This window comes from Streptococcus pseudopneumoniae, from assembly GCF_001072665.1.
Lineage (GTDB): Bacteria > Bacillota > Bacilli > Lactobacillales > Streptococcaceae > Streptococcus > Streptococcus pseudopneumoniae_S.
Window position 1 is genome coordinate 1 of record NZ_JVJI01000073.1, and the last position, 19,750, is coordinate 19,750.

The 19,750-nt window shown below is 40.4% G+C and carries 23 protein-coding genes and 1 pseudogene; 23 read left to right on the plus strand and 1 reads right to left on the minus strand.

The genetic code is table 11. The features are described from left to right. The 18 genes from comGC to gap form a co-directional block, all read left to right on the plus strand. Window positions 1–270, plus strand: a 270-nt coding sequence (comGC, locus tag ADH52_RS04440) for a competence type IV pilus major pilin ComGC (RefSeq protein ID WP_065427273.1), incomplete at its 5' end; no start/stop codon positions are given. Beyond that, entirely contained in the window at window positions 263–667 is a 405-nt protein-coding gene (gene comGD / locus ADH52_RS04445) for a competence type IV pilus minor pilin ComGD (protein ID WP_049492493.1), read from the plus strand. The genes comGC and comGD, both read left to right, overlap by 8 nt. Next, window positions 630–932: a competence type IV pilus minor pilin ComGE gene (gene comGE, locus ADH52_RS04450; protein ID WP_275043171.1), complete on the plus strand. Its 303-nt coding sequence runs from the start codon at window positions 630–632 to the stop codon at window positions 930–932. The genes comGD and comGE overlap by 38 nt, the downstream gene beginning before the upstream one ends. Next, complete coding sequence (gene comGF, locus ADH52_RS04455; protein ID WP_049510336.1) at window positions 895–1,356, plus strand: competence type IV pilus minor pilin ComGF; 462 nt, start codon at window positions 895–897, stop codon at window positions 1,354–1,356. Before comGE ends, comGF begins: the two co-directional genes overlap by 38 nt. Next, the gene (comGG, locus tag ADH52_RS04460) at window positions 1,334–1,747 is read left to right on the plus strand and encodes a competence type IV pilus minor pilin ComGG (protein WP_049510338.1); all 414 of its coding nucleotides are present in this window, start codon (window positions 1,334–1,336) and stop codon (window positions 1,745–1,747) included. The genes comGF and comGG overlap by 23 nt, the downstream gene beginning before the upstream one ends. A 32-nt stretch (window positions 1,748–1,779) precedes the next feature. Further along, a complete protein-coding gene (locus ADH52_RS04465) occupies window positions 1,780–2,367 on the plus strand; it encodes a class I SAM-dependent methyltransferase (RefSeq protein ID WP_049510340.1) in 588 nt (195 codons plus the stop codon). Between the two features lie 60 nt (window positions 2,368–2,427). Then, window positions 2,428–3,381, plus strand: coding sequence for a class I SAM-dependent methyltransferase (locus ADH52_RS04470; RefSeq protein WP_049510342.1), 954 nt, complete (start codon window positions 2,428–2,430; stop codon window positions 3,379–3,381). A 50-nt stretch (window positions 3,382–3,431) separates the two neighbouring features. Continuing rightward, window positions 3,432–4,622: an acetate kinase gene (locus tag ADH52_RS04475; protein ID WP_033681099.1), complete on the plus strand. Its 1,191-nt coding sequence runs from the start codon at window positions 3,432–3,434 to the stop codon at window positions 4,620–4,622. A gap of 149 nt (window positions 4,623–4,771) precedes the next feature. Further along, window positions 4,772–5,143 (plus strand): ribonuclease P protein component, encoded by a 372-nt coding sequence (gene rnpA / locus ADH52_RS04480; protein ID WP_049486620.1) that lies wholly within the window; start codon window positions 4,772–4,774, stop codon window positions 5,141–5,143. Then, window positions 5,118–5,942: a membrane protein insertase YidC gene (locus tag ADH52_RS04485; protein WP_204372709.1), complete on the plus strand. Its 825-nt coding sequence runs from the start codon at window positions 5,118–5,120 to the stop codon at window positions 5,940–5,942. The genes rnpA and ADH52_RS04485 overlap by 26 nt, the downstream gene beginning before the upstream one ends. Window positions 5,943–5,959: 17 nt before the next feature. Further along, entirely contained in the window at window positions 5,960–6,946 is a 987-nt protein-coding gene (gene jag / locus ADH52_RS04490; protein ID WP_049510347.1) for an RNA-binding cell elongation regulator Jag/EloR, read from the plus strand. Window positions 6,947–6,996: 50 nt separating this feature from the next. Then, window positions 6,997–7,620, plus strand: coding sequence for a hypothetical protein (locus tag ADH52_RS04495; RefSeq protein WP_049486623.1), 624 nt, complete (start codon window positions 6,997–6,999; stop codon window positions 7,618–7,620). A 115-nt stretch (window positions 7,621–7,735) separates the two neighbouring features. Continuing rightward, a complete protein-coding gene (gene tkt, locus ADH52_RS04500) occupies window positions 7,736–9,712 on the plus strand; it encodes a transketolase (RefSeq protein ID WP_049510349.1) in 1,977 nt (658 codons plus the stop codon). 116 nt (window positions 9,713–9,828) lie between these two features. Then, window positions 9,829–10,128 (plus strand): preprotein translocase subunit YajC, encoded by a 300-nt coding sequence (gene yajC, locus ADH52_RS04505; protein ID WP_049510351.1) that lies wholly within the window; start codon window positions 9,829–9,831, stop codon window positions 10,126–10,128. Between the two features lie 46 nt (window positions 10,129–10,174). Next, the gene (locus tag ADH52_RS04510) at window positions 10,175–10,618 is read left to right on the plus strand and encodes a low molecular weight protein-tyrosine-phosphatase (protein WP_049510352.1); all 444 of its coding nucleotides are present in this window, start codon (window positions 10,175–10,177) and stop codon (window positions 10,616–10,618) included. Continuing rightward, window positions 10,605–11,015 (plus strand): MORN repeat-containing protein, encoded by a 411-nt coding sequence (locus ADH52_RS04515; protein WP_020902388.1) that lies wholly within the window; start codon window positions 10,605–10,607, stop codon window positions 11,013–11,015. Before ADH52_RS04510 ends, ADH52_RS04515 begins: the two co-directional genes overlap by 14 nt. 299 nt (window positions 11,016–11,314) lie before the next feature. Then, on the plus strand, window positions 11,315–13,966 hold the full coding sequence (adhE, locus tag ADH52_RS04520; RefSeq protein ID WP_049510355.1) for a bifunctional acetaldehyde-CoA/alcohol dehydrogenase: 2,652 nt from the start codon (window positions 11,315–11,317) through the stop codon (window positions 13,964–13,966). A 320-nt stretch (window positions 13,967–14,286) separates the two neighbouring features. Continuing rightward, window positions 14,287–15,297: a type I glyceraldehyde-3-phosphate dehydrogenase gene (gap, locus tag ADH52_RS04525; protein WP_000260662.1), complete on the plus strand. Its 1,011-nt coding sequence runs from the start codon at window positions 14,287–14,289 to the stop codon at window positions 15,295–15,297. A 67-nt stretch (window positions 15,298–15,364) separates the two neighbouring features. On the opposite strand, the gene ADH52_RS04530 is transcribed toward gap, so the two are convergent. Then, complete coding sequence (locus ADH52_RS04530) at window positions 15,365–16,240, minus strand: RluA family pseudouridine synthase (RefSeq protein ID WP_004238891.1); 876 nt, start codon at window positions 16,238–16,240, stop codon at window positions 15,365–15,367. An 86-nt stretch (window positions 16,241–16,326) separates the two neighbouring features. Between ADH52_RS04530 and pbp2a the strand changes: the two genes are divergently transcribed. The 5 genes and pseudogenes from pbp2a to ADH52_RS04555 all read left to right on the plus strand — a co-directional run. After that, complete coding sequence (gene pbp2a / locus ADH52_RS04535; RefSeq protein WP_049510358.1) at window positions 16,327–18,522, plus strand: penicillin-binding protein PBP2A; 2,196 nt, start codon at window positions 16,327–16,329, stop codon at window positions 18,520–18,522. Between the two features lie 52 nt (window positions 18,523–18,574). Continuing rightward, the gene (rpmG, locus tag ADH52_RS04540; RefSeq protein ID WP_001809375.1) at window positions 18,575–18,727 is read left to right on the plus strand and encodes a 50S ribosomal protein L33; all 153 of its coding nucleotides are present in this window, start codon (window positions 18,575–18,577) and stop codon (window positions 18,725–18,727) included. 9 nt (window positions 18,728–18,736) lie between these two features. Further along, window positions 18,737–18,913 carry a preprotein translocase subunit SecE gene (gene secE / locus ADH52_RS04545; protein WP_001210990.1) on the plus strand — a complete coding sequence of 59 codons (177 nt, stop codon included), beginning with the start codon at window positions 18,737–18,739 and terminating at the stop codon, window positions 18,911–18,913. 53 nt (window positions 18,914–18,966) lie between these two features. Next, window positions 18,967–19,503 (plus strand): transcription termination/antitermination protein NusG, encoded by a 537-nt coding sequence (nusG, locus tag ADH52_RS04550; RefSeq protein ID WP_000376740.1) that lies wholly within the window; start codon window positions 18,967–18,969, stop codon window positions 19,501–19,503. 120 nt (window positions 19,504–19,623) lie between these two features. Further along, window positions 19,624–19,750 (plus strand): annotated as a pseudogene (locus tag ADH52_RS04555) (sigma-70 family RNA polymerase sigma factor); the annotation flags it as partial.

Genomic DNA, 19,750 nt, shown 5'->3' on the forward strand with positions numbered 1-19,750 from the left:
GAGATGTTGGTGGTCTTGCTCATCATCAGTGTGCTTCTATTACTCTTTGTACCTAATCTGACCAAGCAAAAAGAAGCAGTCAACGACAAAGGAAAAGCTGCTGTTGTTAAGGTGGTAGAAAGCCAGGCAGAGCTTTATAGCTTGGATAAAAATGAAGATGCTAGCCTAAGCAAGTTACAAGCAGATGGGCGTATTACTCCTGAACAGGCTAAAGCCTATAATGAATACTATACTAAAAACGGAGGAGCAAATCGTAAAGTCAATGATTAAGGCCTTTACCATGCTGGAAAGTCTATTAGTTTTGGGTCTTGTGAGTATCCTTGCCTTGGGCTTGTCCGACTCTGTCCAGTCCACTTTTGCGGCGGTAGAGGAGCAGATTTTCTTTATGGAGTTTGAAGAACTCTATCGGGAAACACAAAAACGTAGTGTAGCCAGTCAGCAAAAGGCTAGTCTAAACTTAGATGGGCAGACGATTAGCAATGGCAGTCAAAAGTTGACAGTTCCTAAAGGAATTCAAGCACCATCAGGACAAAGTATCACATTTGACCGAACTGGGGGTAATTCGTCCCTAGCTAAGGTTGAATTTCAGACCAGTAAAGGAGCGATTCGTTATCAATTATATCTAGGAAATGGAAAAATTAAACGCATTAAGGAAGCAAAAAATTAGGGCAGTGATTTTACTGGAAGCAGTAGTTTCTCTAGCTATCTTTGCCAGCATCGCGACTCTCCTTTTGGGACAAATTAAGAAAAATAGGCAAGAAGAAGCAAAAATCTTACAAAAGGAAGAAGTCTTGAGGGTAGCTAAGATGGCCTTGCAGACAGGTCAAAATCAGGTAAAGATAAACGGAGTTGAGATTCAGGTGTTTTCTAGTGAAAAGGGATTGGAGGTCTACCATGGTTCAGAACAGTTGTTGGCTATCAAAGAGCCATAAGGTCAAGGCTTTTACCTTGTTAGAATCCCTGATTGCCCTCATTGTCATCAGTGGAAGTTTACTCCTCTTTCAAGCCATGAGTCAGCTCCTCATTTCAGAAGTTCGCTACCAGCAACAAAGCGAGCAAAAGGAGTGGCTCTTGTTTGTGGATCAGCTAGAGGCAGAATTAGACCGTTCGCAGTTTGAAAAAGTGGAAGGCAATCGCATTTATATGAAGCAGGATGGCAAGGAAATTGCGATAGGTAAGTCTAAATCAGATGATTTTCGGAAAACCGATGCCAGTGGACGGGGTTATCAGCCTATGGTTTATGGGCTCAAATCAGCTCAGATTACAGAGGATAATCAAGTGGTTCGCTTTCGTTTTCAATTCCAAAAAGGCTTAGAAAGGGAGTTCATCTATCGTGTGGAAAAAGCAAAAAGTTAAGGCGGGTGTTCTCATCTATGCAGTCACTGTGGCAGCCATCTTTAGTCTTTTGTTACAATTTTACTTGAACAGACAAGTCGCCCACTATCAAGACTATGCTTTAAATAAAGAAAAGCTAATTGCTTTTGCTATGGCCAAGCGAACCAAAGATAAGGTTGAGCAAGAAAGTGGGGAACAGGCCTTTAATCTGGGTCAGGTGAGCTATCAAAATAAGAAAACAAACTTGGTGACAAGGGTTCGCACACCTAAGAGCAAATATGAGTTCATCTTTCCTTCCGTCAAAATCAAAGAAGAGAAAACGGATAAAAAGGAAAAGGTAGTGACTGATTCAAGTAATCAAGCAGAGAAGAAAAAATCAGAAGGGAAGGTTGAAAAGAAAGAGAATTCCTAGTCAATTCAACTACTTTGTGCTAAACTAAAAGCATGAAACATGATTTTAACCACAAAGCAGAAACTTTCGATTCCCCTAAAAATATTTTCCTTGCAAACTTGGTTTGTCAAGCAGTCGAGAAACAGATTGATCTTCTATCAGACAAAGAAATTTTGGATTTCGGTGGAGGGACGGGCCTATTATCCTTACCTCTGGCCAAACAGGCCAAGTCTGTAACATTGGTGGATATTTCGGAGAAAATGCTGGAGCAAGCTCGCTTGAAAGCGGAACAGCAAGACATCAAGAATATCCAGTTTTTGGAGCAAGATTTACTGGAAAAAACCTTGGAGCAAGAGTTTGATCTCATTGTTGTTTGTCGGGTTCTTCACCATATGCCTGATGTGGATGCGGCTCTTTCACTGTTTCATCAACATTTGAAGGAAGATGGACAACTCCTCATTGCTGATTTTACCAAGACAGAAGCTAACCATCATGGATTTGAATTGCCTGAACTGGAAAACAAGCTAGCCCAGTTTGGTTTTTCATCTGTGTATAGTCAGATCCTCTATAGCGCTGAAGACCTGTTTCAAGGAAATTACTCAGAACTCTTTTTAACAGTAGCCCAAAAATCACTCGCCTAGTCAGGGAGTGATTTTTCTATAAGGATGGAAAAAAGAAGGGAAATTTGATAAGATAGGAATATGGATTTTGAAAAAATTGAACAAGCTTATACGTATTTACTAGAGAATGTCCAAGTCATTCAAAGTGATTTGGCGACCAACTTTTATGACGCCCTGGTGGAGCAAAACAGCATCTATTTGGATGGTGAGACTGAATTAGAGCAGGTCAAGGAGAACAATCAGGCCCTTAAGCGTTTAGCACTACGCAGAGAAGAATGGCTCAAGACCTACCAGTTTCTCTTGATGAAGGCTGGGCAAACAGAACCCCTACAGGCTAATCACCAGTTTACACCAGATGCTATTGCCTTACTTTTGGTGTTTATTGTGGAAGAGTTGTTTACAGAGAAGGAAATCACTATCCTCGAAATGGGTTCTGGGATGGGAATTCTAGGCGCTACTTTCTTGACCTCGCTTGATAAAAAGGTGGATTACTTGGGAATGGAAGTGGATGATTTGCTGATTGATTTGGCAGCAAGCATGGCAGATGTAATTGGTTTGCAGGCTGGCTTTGTCCAAGGAGATGCTGTTCGTCCACAAATGCTCAAAGAAAGCGACGTGGTCATCAGCGACTTACCTGTCGGCTATTATCCTGATGATGCCGTTGCGTCGCGCCATCAAGTTGCTTCTAGTCAAGAAAATACCTATGCCCATCACTTGCTCATGGAACAAGGGCTTAAGTACCTCAAATCAGATGGCTACGCTATTTTTCTAGCTCCGAGTGATTTGTTGACCAGTCCTCAAAGTGACTTGTTGAAAGGTTGGTTGAAAGAGGAGGCAAGTCTGACTGCCATGATTAGTTTGCCTGAAAATCTCTTTGCCAATGCCAAACAATCTAAGACCATTTTTATCCTACAGAAGAAAAGTGAAACAGCAGTAGATCCTTTTGTTTATCCGCTTGCTAGCTTACAAGATGCAAGTGTTTTAATGAAATTTAAAGAAAATTTTCAAAAATGGACTCAAGGTACTGAAATATAAAATAGATTTTGTTATAATAGATGAAAACGCTTAAAAAGGGGTATCATGTTATGACAAAAACAATTGCAATCAATGCAGGAAGTTCAAGTTTGAAATGGCAATTATACTTAATGCCAGAAGAAAAAGTATTGGCGAAAGGTTTGATTGAACGTATCGGTTTGAAAGATTCAATTTCAACTGTAAAATTTGACGGCCGTTCTGAACAACAAATTTTGGATATCGAAAATCATACACAAGCCGTTAAAATTTTATTGGATGACTTGATTCGTTTCGATATTATCAAGGCTTATGACGAGATTACAGGTGTTGGACACCGTGTTGTTGCAGGTGGAGAATATTTCAAAGAATCAACAGTTGTTGAGGGAGATGTTTTAGAAAAAGTTGAAGAGTTGAGTTTGTTGGCTCCTCTCCACAATCCAGCCAATGCAGCAGGTGTTCGTGCCTTCAAGGAATTGCTGCCAGACATTACCAGTGTAGTTGTTTTTGATACTTCATTCCACACAACTATGCCAGAGAAAGCTTATCGCTACCCTCTACCAACAAAATATTACACAGAAAACAAGGTGCGTAAATATGGTGCCCACGGTACAAGTCACCAGTTTGTAGCAGGAGAAGCAGCAAAACTCTTGGGCCGTCCATTAGAGGACTTGAAATTGATTACTTGCCACATCGGTAATGGTGCTTCTATTACAGCTGTTAAGGGTGGTCAATCTGTCGATACTTCAATGGGATTCACTCCACTTGGTGGTGTGATGATGGGAACTCGTACAGGGGATATTGACCCAGCTATCATTCCTTACTTAATGCAATATACAGAGGACTTTAATACTCCTGAAGACATTAGTCATGTCCTTAATCGTGAATCAGGACTAATGGGTGTTTCAGGCAAGTCTAGTGATATGCGTGATGTGATTGCTGCTATGGAAGAAGGGGACCACGATGCCACTTTGGCTTATGAAATGTATGTTGACCGTATCCAAAAACATATCGGTCAATACCTTGCAGTCTTAAATGGAGCAGATGCTATTATCTTCACAGCAGGTATTGGTGAAAATGCTGCAAATGTGCGTGAAGATGTTATCTCAGGTATCTCTTGGTTTGGTTGTGATGTTGACCCAGAAAAGAACGTCTTTGGTGTGACAGGAGACATCTCAACAGAGGCAGCGAAGATCCGTGTATTGGTTATTCCAACAGATGAAGAGCTAGTTATTGCCCGTGACGTTGAACGCTTGAAAAAATAAGTAAAACTAGTAAAAATATTCCGTACAAGGAGTTGGGAAAGAGATTTTTCCAACTTCTTTTTATGGTGAAATTGTCCAAAACCTTGCTATGATTGGCTTTTTTGAAAAATATGGTATAATAGTAGTAATTTAATAGATGGAGTTGAGTTTTGAAGAAAAACTTTCGTGTAAAAAGAGAGAAAGATTTTAAGGCGATTTTCAAGGAGGGGACAAGTTTTGCCAATCGCAAGTTTGTTGTCTACCAACTAGAAAATCAGAAAAACCATTTTCGAGTAGGTCTATCAGTTAGCAAAAAACTGGGGAATGCCGTCATTAGAAATCAAATTAAGCGACGGATTCGGCATATTATCCAGAATGCAAAAGGGAGTCTGGTAGAAGATGTCGACTTTGTTGTCATTGCTCGAAAAGGAGTCGAAACCTTGGAATACGCAGAGATGGAGAAAAATCTACTCCACGTATTAAAATTATCAAAGATTTACCAGGAAGGAAATGGGAGTGAAAAAGAAACTACAGTTGACTAGTTTGCTAGGACTGTCTCTATTGATCATGACAGCCTGTGCGACTAATGGGACAACTAGCGATATTACAGCCAATTCGGCTGATTTTTGGAGTAAATTTGTTTACTTCTTTGCGGAAATTATTCGCTTTTTATCGTTTGATATCAGCATCGGAGTGGGGATTATTCTCTTTACGGTCTTGATTCGTACAGTTCTCTTGCCAGTCTTTCAAGTGCAAATGGTGGCTTCTAGAAAAATGCAGGAAGCTCAACCACGTATTAAGGCGCTTCGAGAACAATATCCGGGTCGAGATATGGAAAGCAGAACCAAGCTAGAGCAAGAAATGCGTAAAGTCTTTAAAGAAATGGGTGTCAGACAGTCAGATTCTCTTTGGCCAATTTTGATTCAGATGCCGGTTATCTTGGCCTTGTTCCAAGCTCTATCAAGAGTTGACTTTTTAAAGACAGGTCATTTCTTATGGATTAACCTTGGTGGTGTGGATACAACCCTTGTTCTTCCGATTTTAGCAGCTGTATTTACCTTTTTAAGTACTTGGCTGTCTAATAAAGCCTTGTCTGAGCGTAATGGCGCTACGACTACGATGATGTATGGTATTCCAGTCTTAATCTTTATCTTTGGGGTTTATGCTCCGAGCGGAGTCGCTCTCTACTGGGCAGTGTCCAATGCTTATCAAGTCTTGCAAACCTATTTCTTGAACAATCCATTCAAGATTATTGCAGAGCGCGAGGCGGTAGTTCAGGCACAAAAAGATTTGGAAAATAGAAAAAGAAAAGCCAAGAAAAAGGCTCAGAAAATGAAATAATAAGGAGGAATCTGGTAATGGTAGTATTTACGGGTTCAACTGTTGAAGAAGCAATCCAGAAAGGATTGGAAGAATTAAATATTCCAAGGATGAAGGCTCATATCAAAGTCATTTCTCGCGAGAAAAAAGGATTTCTTGGTTTATTTGGTAAAAAACCAGCTCAAGTTGACATTGAAGCTATTAGTGAAACAACTGTCATTAAAGCAAATCAACAAGCTGTTAAGGGTGTTCCTAAAGAAATCAATGAACAAAATGAACCGGTCAAAACGGTCAGTGAAGCAACCGTTGATTTGGGGCATGTTGTAGAAGCAATTAAAAAGATTGAAGAAGAAGGCCAAGGGGTTTCTGATGAAGTCAAGGCTGAAATCTTGAAAAATGAAAAACATGCTAGCACCATCTTAGAAGAAACTGGGCACATTGAGATTTTAAATGAATTACAGCTTGAAGAAGCTGGCCTCGAAGAAGCAGAAACTCCTATTGTTGAGAGCCAAGCTGAACAAACTGAAAGTCAAGAATTAGAAGATTTGGGCTTAAAGGTGGAACCGAGCTTTGATATTGAACAAGTAGCTACGGAAGTAACGACTTATGTTCAAACGATTATTGATGATATGGACGTTGAGGCGACGATTTCAAATGACTATAACCGTCGTAGCATCAATCTACAGATTGACACCAACGAGCCAGGTCGTATTATTGGTTACCATGGCAAAGTCTTGAAGGCCTTGCAACTATTGGCTCAAAATTATCTTTACAACCGCTATTCAAGAACCTTCTACATTACTATTAATGTCAATGATTATGTTGAACACCGTGCAGAAGTCTTGCAGACCTATGCGCAAAAATTGGCGGCTCGTGTTTTAGAAGAAGGACGTAGTCATCAAACAGATCCTATGTCAAATAGTGAACGCAAGATTATTCATCGTATTATTTCACGTATGGATGGCGTGACTAGTTACTCTGAGGGTGATGAGCCAAATCGTTATGTTGTCGTAGATACAGAATAAGTAAAATCAGGGTTATCCTGATTTTTTGCTAGCTGGAGGAGATTAAACTAATGTTGAATAAGATAAGAGATTATTTAGACTTTGCTGGTTTGCAGTACCGTAATCCTGATAAGGCGGGAGCAGAGCGAGAGAAGATGCTGGCATTCCGCCACAAAGGTCAAGAGGCCAGAAAGGCTTTTACAGAGCTAGCCAAAGCCTTTCAAGCAAGCCATCCAAAATGGCAACTCCAACAGACTAGCCAGTGGATGAACCAAGCGCAGCGCTTGCGACCGCACTTCTGGGTTTATCTACAGCGTGAGGGGAAAGTGACAGAACCTATGTTGGCTCTTCGTTTGTATGGAGTACCCTCTGATTTTGGTGTTTCCTTAGAAGTCAGTTTCATCGAGCGCAAGAAAGATGAGCAAACTCTAGGCAAGCAGGCCAAAGTTTTAGAAATTCCAACCGTTGAAGGGATTTATTATCTAGTCTACTCTGATGGCCAAAGTCAACGGTGGGAGGCGAACGAAGAAAATCGTCAGATCTTAGTCGAGAAGGTAGGCAGTCAAGAAATCCGAAAAGTGTTAGTTAAAGCAGATGTTTCTTTTATTGAAAATCAATCATTAGAAGTGATTTTAGAAAAATTAGAAGATGCTTATGAACGCTTACTTCCCTACTATCAGGCGACTAGAGGATAGCAAATAGAATACTTATTTACATCGAATTGTTTAATTGCTATTCTATGTATTTTTTCATATAATAGTAAAATAGAATGTGTGATTCACTAATCACCTCAAATAGAAAGGAAATTCTATGTCAAATCTATCTGTTAATGCAATTCGTTTCCTAGGTATTGACGCCATTAATAAAGCCAACTCAGGTCACCCAGGTGTGGTTATGGGAGCGGCTCCGATGGCTTACAGCCTCTTTACAAAACAACTTCGTATCAATCCAGCTCAACCAAACTGGATTAACCGCGACCGTTTTATTCTTTCAGCTGGTCATGGTTCAATGCTTCTTTATGCCCTTCTTCACCTTTCTGGTTTTGAAGATGTCAGCATGGATGAGATCAAGAGCTTCCGTCAATGGGGTTCAAAAACACCAGGTCACCCAGAATTTGGCCATACAGCAGGGATTGATGCTACGACAGGTCCTCTAGGACAAGGGATTTCAACTGCCACTGGTTTTGCCCAGGCAGAACGTTTCTTGGCAGCCAAATATAACCGCGAAGGCTACAATATCTTTGACCACTATACTTACGTTATCTGTGGAGACGGAGACTTGATGGAAGGTGTCTCAAGTGAGGCGGCTTCATACGCAGGTTTGCAAAAACTAGACAAGTTGGTTGTTCTTTATGATTCAAATGACATTAACTTGGATGGTGAGACAAAGGATTCCTTTACAGAAAGTGTTCGTGACCGTTATAATGCCTATGGTTGGCATACTGCCTTGGTTGAAGATGGAACAGACTTGGAAGCTATCCATGCTGCTATCGAAACAGCTAAAGCTTCAGGTAAGCCATCTTTGATTGAAGTGAAGACTGTAATTGGATATGGTTCTCCAAATAAACAAGGAACTAATGCCGTACACGGTGCCCCTCTTGGAGCAGATGAAACTGCAGCAACTCGCCAAGCGCTTGGTTGGGACTACGAACCATTTGAAATCCCAGAACAAGTATATGCTGATTTCAAAGAACATGTTGCAAACCGTGGTGCATCAGCTTATCAAACTTGGACAAAGCTAGTTGCTGATTATAAAGAAGCTCACCCAGAATTGGCTGCAGAAGTAGAAGCCATCATCGACGGACGTGATCCAGTTGAAGTGACTCCAGGAGACTTCCCAGCATTAGAAAATGGTTTCTCTCAAGCAACTCGTAACTCGAGTCAGGATGCCTTAAACGTTGTAGCGGCTAAGTTGCCAACCTTCTTAGGAGGTTCAGCTGACCTTGCTCACTCAAACATGACTTATATCAAGACTGATGGACTTCAAGACGATGCCAATCGCTTGAACCGTAACATTCAGTTTGGTGTTCGTGAATTTGCAATGGGAACGATTTTGAACGGGATGGCTCTTCATGGTGGTCTTCGTGTATACGGTGGAACTTTCTTCGTCTTCTCAGACTATGTGAAGGCAGCTGTTCGCTTGTCAGCCTTACAAGGACTTCCTGTGACTTATGTCTTTACCCACGATTCAATCGCGGTTGGGGAAGATGGCCCAACGCACGAGCCAGTTGAACACTTAGCAGGTCTTCGTGCTATGCCAAATCTAAATGTTTTCCGTCCAGCAGATGCGCGTGAAACGCAAGCAGCTTGGTACCTTGCAGTGACAAGTAAGAAAACACCAACTGCCCTTGTCTTGACACGTCAAAACTTGACTGTTGAAGAAGGGACGGACTTTGATAAGGTTGCTAAAGGTGCCTATGTTGTTTATGAAAATGCGGCAGACTTTGATACAATCTTGATTGCAACAGGTTCAGAGGTTAACCTAGCTGTCTCAGCTGCTAAAGAATTGGCTAGTCAAGGAGCAAAAATCCGTGTAGTCAGCATGCCATCTACAGATGTCTTTGATAAACAAGATGCAGCATACAAGGAAGAAATTCTTCCAAATGCAGTTCGCCGTCGTGTTGCAGTCGAAATGGGTGCAACTCAAAACTGGTACAAATATGTTGGACTAGATGGTGCTGTTCTTGGTATTGATACCTTTGGAGCCTCTGCCCCAGCACCAAAAGTATTGGCAGAATATGGCTTTACTGTCGAAAATCTTGTAAAAGTCGTTCAAAATTTGAAATAATCCTAAAAATCAGGGCGCAAGCTCTGGTTTTTCTTGTTAGAAAAGCAAGGTACAATCTTGTAAAAGTAGCTGAAATTTGATATAGTAGTCCTATGTAAAAGACAAAGGAGAAGAAAATGAATCCAAATTATACATTTTTAATTATGCTTATAGCGATGTTTGCCTTGATGTTCTTTATGCAACGCTCTCAAAAGAAACAAGCACAAAAACGTATGGAAAGCTTAAATAAACTGCAAAAAGGCTATGAAGTGATTACAATCGGTGGACTTTACGGAACAGTTGATGAAGTAGATACGGAGAAGAGAACGATTGTTCTTGATGTAGATGGAGTTTACTTGACTTTTGAACTAGCTGCTATCAAGACAGTACTACCGCTGAAAGAAACAGCTTCACTTGAAGGTGCAATTGAAAAATAAGACGGGATTACTAACTCCCGTTTTTCTATAAAAGAAAGGAAATGGGATGAAAAAACTAGTCTTTGTCTGTCTGGGGAATATTTGCCGTAGTCCTATGGCCGAGTTTGTTATGAAATCAATGACAGATAATTATGAAATCCAAAGTCGAGCGACTTCTTCTTGGGAACATGGCAATCCGATTCATAGGGGAACTCAAGGGATTTTTCAACAGTATGAGATTCCTTACGACAAAACCAAAACATCGCTTCAGATTAGTAAGGAAGATTTTGAAGCCTTTGATTATATTATCGGAATGGATGCTTCAAATGTTTCTGACTTACATCAGATGTGTCCAGTAGACTGTCAAGATAAGATTTACTCATTTGCATCTGAAAGCGTTCCAGATCCTTGGTATACAGGAGATTTTGAGGAAACCTATCAGCGTGTTCAAGAGGGTTGTCAAGCATGGTTAGAACGTTTAGAGAAGGAGAGTGAAGATGGAAAATCTTAAGAATTTTTACGAAAAGTATCGTGTCTATCTGACTCGTCCACGTTTAGAGCTTTTGGCAGTAGTTACCATTGTCTTTTGTGCTGTGCTCGTCTTTTTTCTAAATATTCCCGGGAAAGGTGTTCTAAAGCTTGATAATGGAACGATTGTTTACGACGGCAGTCTTGTGCGTGGTAAAATGAATGGACAAGGTACCATTACTTTCCAAAATGGAGACCAATATACAGGTGGTTTCAACAATGGAGCATTTAACGGAAAAGGCACCTTTCAATCTAAAGAAGGCTGGACCTACGAAGGTGATTTTGTAAATGGTCAGGCTGAAGGAAAAGGAAAACTAACAACAGAACAAGAAGTCGTTTATGAAGGGACTTTTAAACAAGGCGTTTTTCAACAAAAATAAAGCCTCCTTATCAAAGGAGGTATTGTTAGCATCTAAAAGTAAGCGCTTACTAGAAAATCTATCTCTTTCCAAGCTCCTCTTCCAATAAAGCTTGTGAAATAAAAAATATTGGAAATTAATTTCACAAACTCTAAAGAAAAAACTTGATAAGTAAAGAAAATGAGAAAAATTTCACAAATAGTAAAAAATTCTTTGTGAAATGTTTATGAAACTGTTTACAAAGTTGAAATAATGCGTTATAATAAACTTGTGAAAAAATTAACAAAGGGTATCGATCCTTGAAAGCTATGGAGGAAAATATGGCTGATAAAAAAACTGTGACACCAGAAGAAAAGAAACTCGCTGCTGAAAAGCATGTCGATGGCTTGGTGCAAAAAGCTTTAGTTGCTCTTGAGGAAATGCGTAAACTCGACCAAGAGCAGGTTGACTACATCGTAGCTAAAGCGTCAGTGGCAGCTTTGGATGCCCACGGAGAATTGGCTCTACATGCCTTTGAAGAAACAGGACGTGGTGTATTTGAAGACAAAGCAACTAAGAACTTGTTTGCTTGTGAACACGTAGTAAACAACATGCGCCACACTAAGACAGTTGGCGTTATCGAAGAAGACGATGTAACAGGTTTGACTCTTATTGCTGAACCAGTTGGTGTTGTCTGTGGTATCACTCCAACAACAAACCCAACATCAACAGCAATCTTCAAATCATTGATTTCATTGAAGACACGTAATCCAATCGTTTTTGCCTTCCACCCATCAGCTCAAGAATCATCAGCTCACGCAGCTCAAATCGTTCGTGATGCTGCGATTAAAGCAGGAGCTCCTGAAAACTGCGTACAGTGGATCACTGAACCATCTATGGAAGCAACTAGTGCCCTTATGAACCACGAAGGTGTTGCGACAATCCTTGCAACAGGTGGTAATGCCATGGTTAAAGCCGCATACTCATGTGGTAAACCAGCTCTTGGGGTAGGTGCCGGAAACGTTCCAGCTTATGTTGAAAAATCAGCAAACATCCGTCAAGCAGCACACGATATCGTTATGTCTAAATCATTTGATAACGGTATGGTTTGTGCCTCAGAGCAAGCGGTTATCATTGACAAAGAAATTTACGATGAATTTGTAGCAGAGTTCAAATCTTACCACACTTACTTTGTAAACAAAAAAGAAAAAGCTCTTCTTGAAGAATTCTGCTTCGGCGTGAAAGCAAATAGCAAAAACTGTGCTGGTGCGAAATTGAACGCTGACATCGTTGGTAAACCAGCAACTTGGATTGCAGAGCAAGCAGGATTTACAGTTCCAGAAGGAACAAATATTCTTGCTGCAGAATGTAAAGAAGTTGGTGAAAGCGAGCCTTTGACCCGTGAAAAATTATCACCAGTTATCGCAGTTTTGAAATCTGAAAGCCGTGAAGATGGTATTGCCAAAGCTCGTCAAATGGTTGAATTTAACGGTCTTGGACACTCAGCAGCTATCCACACAGCTGACGAAGAATTAACTAAAGAATTTGGTAAAGCTGTTAAAGCTATTCGTGTTATCTGTAACTCACCTTCTACTTTCGGTGGTATCGGGGATGTTTACAATGCCTTCTTGCCATCATTGACACTCGGATGTGGTTCTTACGGACGCAACTCAGTTGGGGATAACGTTAGTGCCATTAACCTCTTGAATATCAAAAAAGTCGGAAGACGGAGAAATAACATGCAATGGATGAAACTTCCTTCAAAAACATACTTTGAACGTGATTCAATTCAATACCTTCAAAAATGTCGTGACGTTGAACGTGTCATGATCGTTACTGACCATGCCATGGTAGAGCTTGGTTTCCTTGATCGTATCATCGAGCAACTTGATCTTCGTCGCAATAAGGTTGTTTACCAAATCTTTGCTGATGTAGAACCAGATCCAGATATCACAACTGTAAACCGTGGTACTGAGATTATGCGTGCCTTCAAACCAGATACAATCATTGCTCTTGGTGGTGGATCTCCAATGGATGCTGCTAAAGTAATGTGGCTCTTCTACGAACAACCAGAAGTGGACTTCCGTGACCTTGTTCAAAAATTCATGGATATCCGTAAACGTGCCTTCAAATTCCCATTACTTGGTAAGAAGACTAAATTCATCGCAATCCCAACAACATCTGGTACAGGATCTGAAGTAACACCATTTGCCGTTATCTCTGATAAAGCAAACAACCGCAAATACCCAATCGCTGACTACTCATTGACACCAACTGTGGCAATCGTAGACCCTGCTTTGGTATTGACAGTTCCTGGATTTGTTGCTGCGGACACTGGTATGGACGTATTGACCCATGCGACTGAAGCTTACGTATCACAAATGGCTAGCGACTACACTGACGGTCTTGCACTTCAAGCCATCAAACTTGTATTCGAAAACCTTGAAAGCTCAGTTAAGAATGCAGACTTCCACTCACGTGAGAAAATGCATAACGCTTCAACAATCGCTGGTATGGCCTTTGCCAATGCCTTCCTAGGTATTTCTCACTCAATGGCCCATAAGATTGGTGCGCAATTCCACACAATCCACGGTCGTACAAATGCAATCTTGCTTCCATACGTTATCCGTTACAACGGTACTCGCCCAGCTAAGACAGCTACATGGCCTAAGTACAACTACTACCGTGCAGACGAGAAATATCAAGATATCGCTCGTATGCTTGGACTTCCAGCTTCTACACCAGAAGAAGGGGTTGAATCTTTTGCAAAAGCTGTTTACGAACTCGGTGAGCGCGTAGGTATCCAAATGAACTTCAAAGCACAAGGTGTTGACGAAAAAGAATGGAAAGAACATTCACGTGAATTGGCCTTCCTTGCTTATGAAGACCAATGTTCACCTGCAAACCCACGTCTTCCAATGGTTGACCATATGCAAGAAATCATCGAAGATTCTTACTATGGTTACAAAGAAAGACCAGGACGCCGTAAATAATTGTTATCAGCCTAGAGGCAGGAATTCCCTGTCTCTTTTCTTGTGGAATTGGAGTGTTGAAAATAATTTTTAGCTTTTCTATTTTTTACTTTTCATTTGAAAAGGAAAGTGGGAAATGACTAGGTAGACAAAGAAAGACAGCAGTATAGGCTTTTGAAGGAGAAAGAAAAATAAGTGGGGTATAGACAAAAAACAACGCCCGTACTTGCAATTCAACTCAAATAGTTATATAATAGGTTTGTTGAAAGGTGATTTGTAGTGATTCAAGTTACTCTTTTCACAATAAAAATTTCATGATTTTCATAAGGAGGAAATCACTAATGGTAGTTAAAGTTGGTATTAACGGTTTCGGACGTATCGGTCGTCTTGCTTTCCGTCGTATCCAAAACGTAGAAGGTGTTGAAGTTACTCGTATCAACGACCTTACAGATCCAGTTATGCTTGCACACTTGTTGAAATACGACACAACTCAAGGTCGTTTCGACGGTACTGTTGAAGTTAAAGAAGGTGGATTTGAAGTTAACGGTAAATTCATCAAAGTTTCTGCTGAACGTGATCCAGAACAAATCGACTGGGCTAACGACGGTGTAGAAATCGTTCTTGAAGCTACTGGTTTCTTTGCTAAGAAAGCAGCTGCTGAAAAACACTTGCACGCTGGTGGAGCTAAAAAAGTTGTTATCACTGCTCCTGGTGGAAACGACGTTAAAACAGTTGTATTCAACACTAACCACGACGTTCTTGACGGTACTGAAACAGTTATCTCAGGTGCTTCATGTACTACAAACTGCTTGGCTCCAATGGCTAAAGCTCTTCAAGACAACTTTGGTGTTGTTGAAGGATTGATGACTACTATCCACGCTTACACTGGTGACCAAATGATTCTTGACGGACCACACCGTGGTGGTGACCTTCGCCGTGCTCGCGCTGGTGCTGTAAACATCGTTCCTAACTCAACTGGTGCTGCAAAAGCTATCGGTCTTGTAATCCCAGAATTGAACGGTAAATTGGACGGAGCTGCTCAACGTGTTCCTGTTCCAGCAGGTTCTGTAACTGAGTTGGTAGCAGTTCTTGAAAAGAACGTTACTGTTGACGAAGTGAACGCAGCTATGAAAGCAGCTTCAAACGAATCATACGGATACACTGAAGATCCAATCGTATCTTCAGATATCCTAGGTATGTCTTACGGTTCATTGTTTGACGCAACTCAAACTAAAGTTCTTGACGTTGACGGTAAACAATTGGTTAAAGTTGTATCATGGTACGACAACGAAATGTCATACACTGCACAACTTGTTCGTACTCTTGAATACTTCGCAAAAATCGCTAAATAATTCATGAGTCGATAAAAAGCAAGGCCTCTGGTCTTGCTTTTTAAATATTTAAAAATGGATGACGCTATCATCCATTCTTTTTTAACTCTTTTTCAAAAGTATCTGATAGGGTAGTGAAGCTTAATTTCTCTAGAGTAAGCGGATGGGTAAAGGACAGTCGAAAGGCGTGGAGCATAAGCCGACTTGTTTTTGATTTACTATTATAGAGAGGGTCGCCTAAAATAGGGAAGTTATGATGCGAAAGGTGCACACGAATTTGATGGGTTCGCCCTGTCTTTAGTTTGCAACGAACCAAGGAAGTTTTGTTTGGGAATTGCTTTAATCTGCTTACATGTGTTTCAGCATATTGTCCATTTTTTGTATCAACTATTCGCTTTCTGCGATCATGGCGATCACGTCCAATTTTGTCTTTGAAAACAAGTTCTTTGCTGTTGATATGTCCGTCGACCTGTGCCCAATATTCCCTAGAAATCTCTTTTTTCTCCAGTAAGCGATTGAGAATAGGCAGGATAAAAGGATTTTTGGCAAAGAGAACCAAACCACTGGTTTCCATGTCCAGACGATGAACGACATAGCAGGTTTGGCCAACATAGGCACTGACATGGTTAAGAAGGGCGATTTCGTTTGGCTGATTACCATGCGTTTTCATCCCCTCTGGTTTGTTGACAATAATCAAGTGTTGATCTTGATAAACCTCTTGAACGAGGTTAGGATTGCCCCAAGGGATTTCTTTTTCGGGATAATCTTCCTTGTCAAACGTTAACTGGCAAATATCTCCAGGATTTACCATCTCGTTCCAGCGAACTTCTCGCTGATTAATTAAAATATGTTTCTTGATTCTCAAAAAATGCCGGATTTTTCTAGGAATGAGGAGTTGTTCCTCAAGTAATTGCTTTACCGTCATTTGAGGTAGAGAGTCTGGTAATGTAAATGTGAATTGCATACAGATATTGTAACAAAAAAAGCCCTATTTTGATAGGAAATAGCTAAATTCTTGTCTTCCTATGATGAAGATGATAAAATAAACGCATGAAATTAGATAAATTATTCGAGAAATTTCTTTCTCTTTTTAAAAAAGAAACAAGTGAATCAGAGGATTCTGGGTCTACTAGCTTGCGTCGTTCTCGCAGTGATAGAAAAAAATTAGCCCAAGTGGGTTCAATTCGAAAATTCTGGCGTCGCTATCATCTAACAAAGATTGTCCTTATACTAGGTTTGAGTGCAGGCTTGCTAGTTGGAACCTATTTGTTTGCTGTAGCCAAGTCAACCAATGTCAATGATTTGCAAAATGCCTTGAAAACTCGAACTCTTATTTTTGACCGTGAAGAAAAGGAGGCTGGTGCCTTATCTGGTCAAAAAGGAACCTATGTTGAACTGACTGATATCAGTAAAAATTTGCAGAATGCCGTTATTGCGACAGAAGACCGTTCTTTCTATAAAAATGACGGGATTAACTATGGTCGTTTCTTCTTGGCTATTGTCACTGCTGGTCGTTCAGGTGGTGGTTCTACTATTACCCAACAGCTGGCTAAAAATGCCTATCTGTCGCAGGATCAAACTGTTGAGAGAAAAGCGAAAGAATTTTTCCTTGCTTTAGAATTAACAAAAAAATATAGTAAGGATCAAATTCTAACCATGTACCTTAACAACGCTTATTTTGGAAATGGTGTGTGGGGTGTAGAAGATGCGAGTAAGAAATATTTTGGAGTTTCTGCGTCAGAAGTGAGTTTGGATCAAGCTGCGACTCTGGCAGGAATGCTAAAGGGGCCGGAACTGTATAATCCTTTGAATTCTGTAGAAGATTCTACCAATCGTCGCGATACTGTTTTGCAGAATATGCTTGCAGCGGGTTACATTGATAAAAACCAAGAAACCGAAGCTGCAGAAGTTGATATGACTTCGCAATTGCACGATAAGTATGAAGGAAAAATCTCAGATTATCGCTATCCTTCTTACTTTGATGCGGTGGTTAATGAAGCTGTTTCCAAGTATAATCTAACAGAGGAAGAAATTGTCAATAATGGCTACCGCATTTATACAGAGCTGGACCAAAACTATCAAGCAAATATGCAGGTTGTCTATGAAAATACATCGCTATTTCCGAGGGCAGAGGATGGAACATTTGCTCAATCAGGAAGTGTGGCTCTCGAACCGAAAACAGGTGGAGTTCGTGGAGTTGTCGGTCAGGTTGCTGGCAATGATAAAACTGGATTCCGGAATTTCAACTATGCAACTCAATCAAAACGTAGCCCTGGTTCTACAATTAAGCCTTTAGTTGTTTATACGCCTGCAGTTGAAGCTGGCTGGGCTTTGAATAAGCAGTTGGATAACCATACTATGCAGTATGACAGCTATAAGGTTGATAACTATGCCGGGATCAAAACGAGTCGAGAAGTTCCTATGTATCAAGCCTTGGCAGAATCGCTTAATCTGCCTGCTGTTGCCACTGTTAATGATTTGGGCGTTGATAAGGCTTTTGAGGCAGGCGAAAAATTCGGACTCAACATGGAAAAGGTCGACCGTGTTCTTGGCGTCGCCTTGGGAAGCGGTGTTGAAACCAACCCTCTGCAAATGGCTCAAGCATATGCTGCCTTTGCAAATGAAGGTTTAATGCCGGAAGCTCATTTTATTAGTAGAATTGAAAATGCTAGTGGTCAGGTCATTGCGAGCCATAAAAATTCACAAAAACGGGTGATTGATAAGTCTGTAGCTGATAAGATGACCAGTATGATGTTGGGGACATTCACCAACGGTACCGGTATTAGTTCATCTCCTGCAGATTATGTCATGGCAGGAAAAACTGGAACAACTGAAGCTGTTTTCAATCCTGAATACACAAGTGACCAGTGGGTAATTGGTTATACTCCGGATGTAGTGATTAGTCACTGGCTTGGTTTCCCTACCACTGATGAAAATCACTATCTAGCAGGATCTACTTCAAACGGTGCAGCCCATGTCTTTAGAAACATTGCCAATACCATTTTACCTTATACGCCAGGAAGTACCTTTACAGTTGAAAATGCGTATAAGCAAAATGGAATTGCACCAGCCAATACAAGAAATCAAGTACAGAGTAATGAAGAAAATCAGGCGGATAATAGCCTTTCTGATATTAGAAGTCGTGCACAAAATCTGGTAGATGAGGCTAGCCGTGCTATCTCGGATGCTAAAATTAAGGAAAAGGCTCAAACGATATGGGATTCGGTAGTCAATCTATTTCGTTAAGATGCTTGTCAAAGCCTAGCTTTCTTGTTATAATAGATAAGATGGAGGCGTTATGGCACTAAAAAAAGCAAGCCTAGCTTGTGCGGTTTGTGGTTCGAGAAACTATTCAATCAAGATCAGCGGAAACCCCAAGCCAACACGACTAGAAGTAAATAAATTTTGTAAACATTGTGGTAAGTACACTACACACAGAGAAACGAGATAGGAGAGAGCGATGCGTTTTATTGGAGATATTTTTAGACTTCTTAAAGACACAACATGGCCAACTCGCAAGGAAAGCTGGAGAGATTTTCGTTCTATCATGGAATACACTGCTTTCTTTGTTGTGATTATTTATATTTTTGACAAGTTGATTGTTTCAGGTTTGATTCGATTTATTAACATTTTTTAGAAGACCTGTGGAGTTATTCACGCTAGAAATCTTCTATTATGAAAGGAAGTATCATGGATAGTTTTGACAAAGGGTGGTTTGTTTTACAAACTTATTCTGGTTATGAAAATAAGGTAAAAGAAAATCTATTACAACGTGCACAAACCTACAATATGTTGGATAATATTTTACGTGTTGAAATTCCAACACAAACAGTGCAAGTTGAAAAAAATGGAAAGAGAAAAGAAGTAGAAGAAAATCGCTTTCCAGGTTATGTTCTTGTAGAAATGGTGATGACAGATGAAGCTTGGTTTGTTGTTCGAAACACACCAAACGTTACAGGATTCGTCGGATCTCACGGAAATAGATCAAAACCAACTCCATTATTGGAACAAGAAATCCGTGATATCTTGGTTTCTATGGGACAAACTGTACAAGAGTTTGATATCGATGTTGAAGTTGGTCAAACTGTACGTATCATTGATGGTGCTTTTGCAGACTATACTGGTAAGATTACAGAGATTGATAACAATAAAGTGAAGATGATTATCTCTATGTTTGGTAATGACACAGTTGCAGAAGTAAACCTAAACCAAATTGCAGAATTATAACCCAAAGAGAGGCATGTCCTCTCTTTTTTGTGCAGTTTAGACGGTGTAGGGAACAGAATGGGGGAAATGGGACAAAAGTGTTTCTGAATCTGTTAAACTGTATCTAGAAAGGGGGACGTTATGTTTAAAGAATTGTATAAAGAAGTCCAGGGAATTGTATATAAGAGTAGAAAAGAATATTACTTTCATTTATGGGAGTTATCGGATTGGGACCAAGAGGGAATGATTTGCTTACATGAACTGATCA

Excerpts from the sequence above, each read along its gene's own strand:
- comGD (WP_049492493.1), top strand. The coding sequence starts at position 263 with ATGATTAAGGCCTTTACCATGCTGGAAAGTCTATTAGTTTTGGGTCTT.
- comGE (WP_275043171.1), top strand. The coding sequence starts at position 630 with ATGGAAAAATTAAACGCATTAAGGAAGCAAAAAATTAGGGCAGTGATT.
- comGF (WP_049510336.1), top strand. The coding sequence starts at position 895 with ATGGTTCAGAACAGTTGTTGGCTATCAAAGAGCCATAAGGTCAAGGCT.
- ADH52_RS04465 (WP_049510340.1), top strand. The coding sequence starts at position 1,780 with ATGAAACATGATTTTAACCACAAAGCAGAAACTTTCGATTCCCCTAAA.
- ADH52_RS04470 (WP_049510342.1), top strand. The coding sequence starts at position 2,428 with ATGGATTTTGAAAAAATTGAACAAGCTTATACGTATTTACTAGAGAAT.
- ADH52_RS04475 (WP_033681099.1), top strand. The coding sequence starts at position 3,432 with ATGACAAAAACAATTGCAATCAATGCAGGAAGTTCAAGTTTGAAATGG.
- jag (WP_049510347.1), top strand. The coding sequence starts at position 5,960 with ATGGTAGTATTTACGGGTTCAACTGTTGAAGAAGCAATCCAGAAAGGA.
- ADH52_RS04495 (WP_049486623.1), top strand. The coding sequence starts at position 6,997 with ATGTTGAATAAGATAAGAGATTATTTAGACTTTGCTGGTTTGCAGTAC.
- tkt (WP_049510349.1), top strand. The coding sequence starts at position 7,736 with ATGTCAAATCTATCTGTTAATGCAATTCGTTTCCTAGGTATTGACGCC.
- yajC (WP_049510351.1), top strand. The coding sequence starts at position 9,829 with ATGAATCCAAATTATACATTTTTAATTATGCTTATAGCGATGTTTGCC.
- ADH52_RS04510 (WP_049510352.1), top strand. The coding sequence starts at position 10,175 with ATGAAAAAACTAGTCTTTGTCTGTCTGGGGAATATTTGCCGTAGTCCT.
- ADH52_RS04515 (WP_020902388.1), top strand. The coding sequence starts at position 10,605 with ATGGAAAATCTTAAGAATTTTTACGAAAAGTATCGTGTCTATCTGACT.
- adhE (WP_049510355.1), top strand. The coding sequence starts at position 11,315 with ATGGCTGATAAAAAAACTGTGACACCAGAAGAAAAGAAACTCGCTGCT.
- gap (WP_000260662.1), top strand. The coding sequence starts at position 14,287 with ATGGTAGTTAAAGTTGGTATTAACGGTTTCGGACGTATCGGTCGTCTT.
- ADH52_RS04530 (WP_004238891.1), bottom strand. The coding sequence starts at position 16,240 with ATGCAATTCACATTTACATTACCAGACTCTCTACCTCAAATGACGGTA.
- pbp2a (WP_049510358.1), top strand. The coding sequence starts at position 16,327 with ATGAAATTAGATAAATTATTCGAGAAATTTCTTTCTCTTTTTAAAAAA.
- rpmG (WP_001809375.1), top strand. The coding sequence starts at position 18,575 with ATGGCACTAAAAAAAGCAAGCCTAGCTTGTGCGGTTTGTGGTTCGAGA.
- secE (WP_001210990.1), top strand. The coding sequence starts at position 18,737 with ATGCGTTTTATTGGAGATATTTTTAGACTTCTTAAAGACACAACATGG.
- nusG (WP_000376740.1), top strand. The coding sequence starts at position 18,967 with ATGGATAGTTTTGACAAAGGGTGGTTTGTTTTACAAACTTATTCTGGT.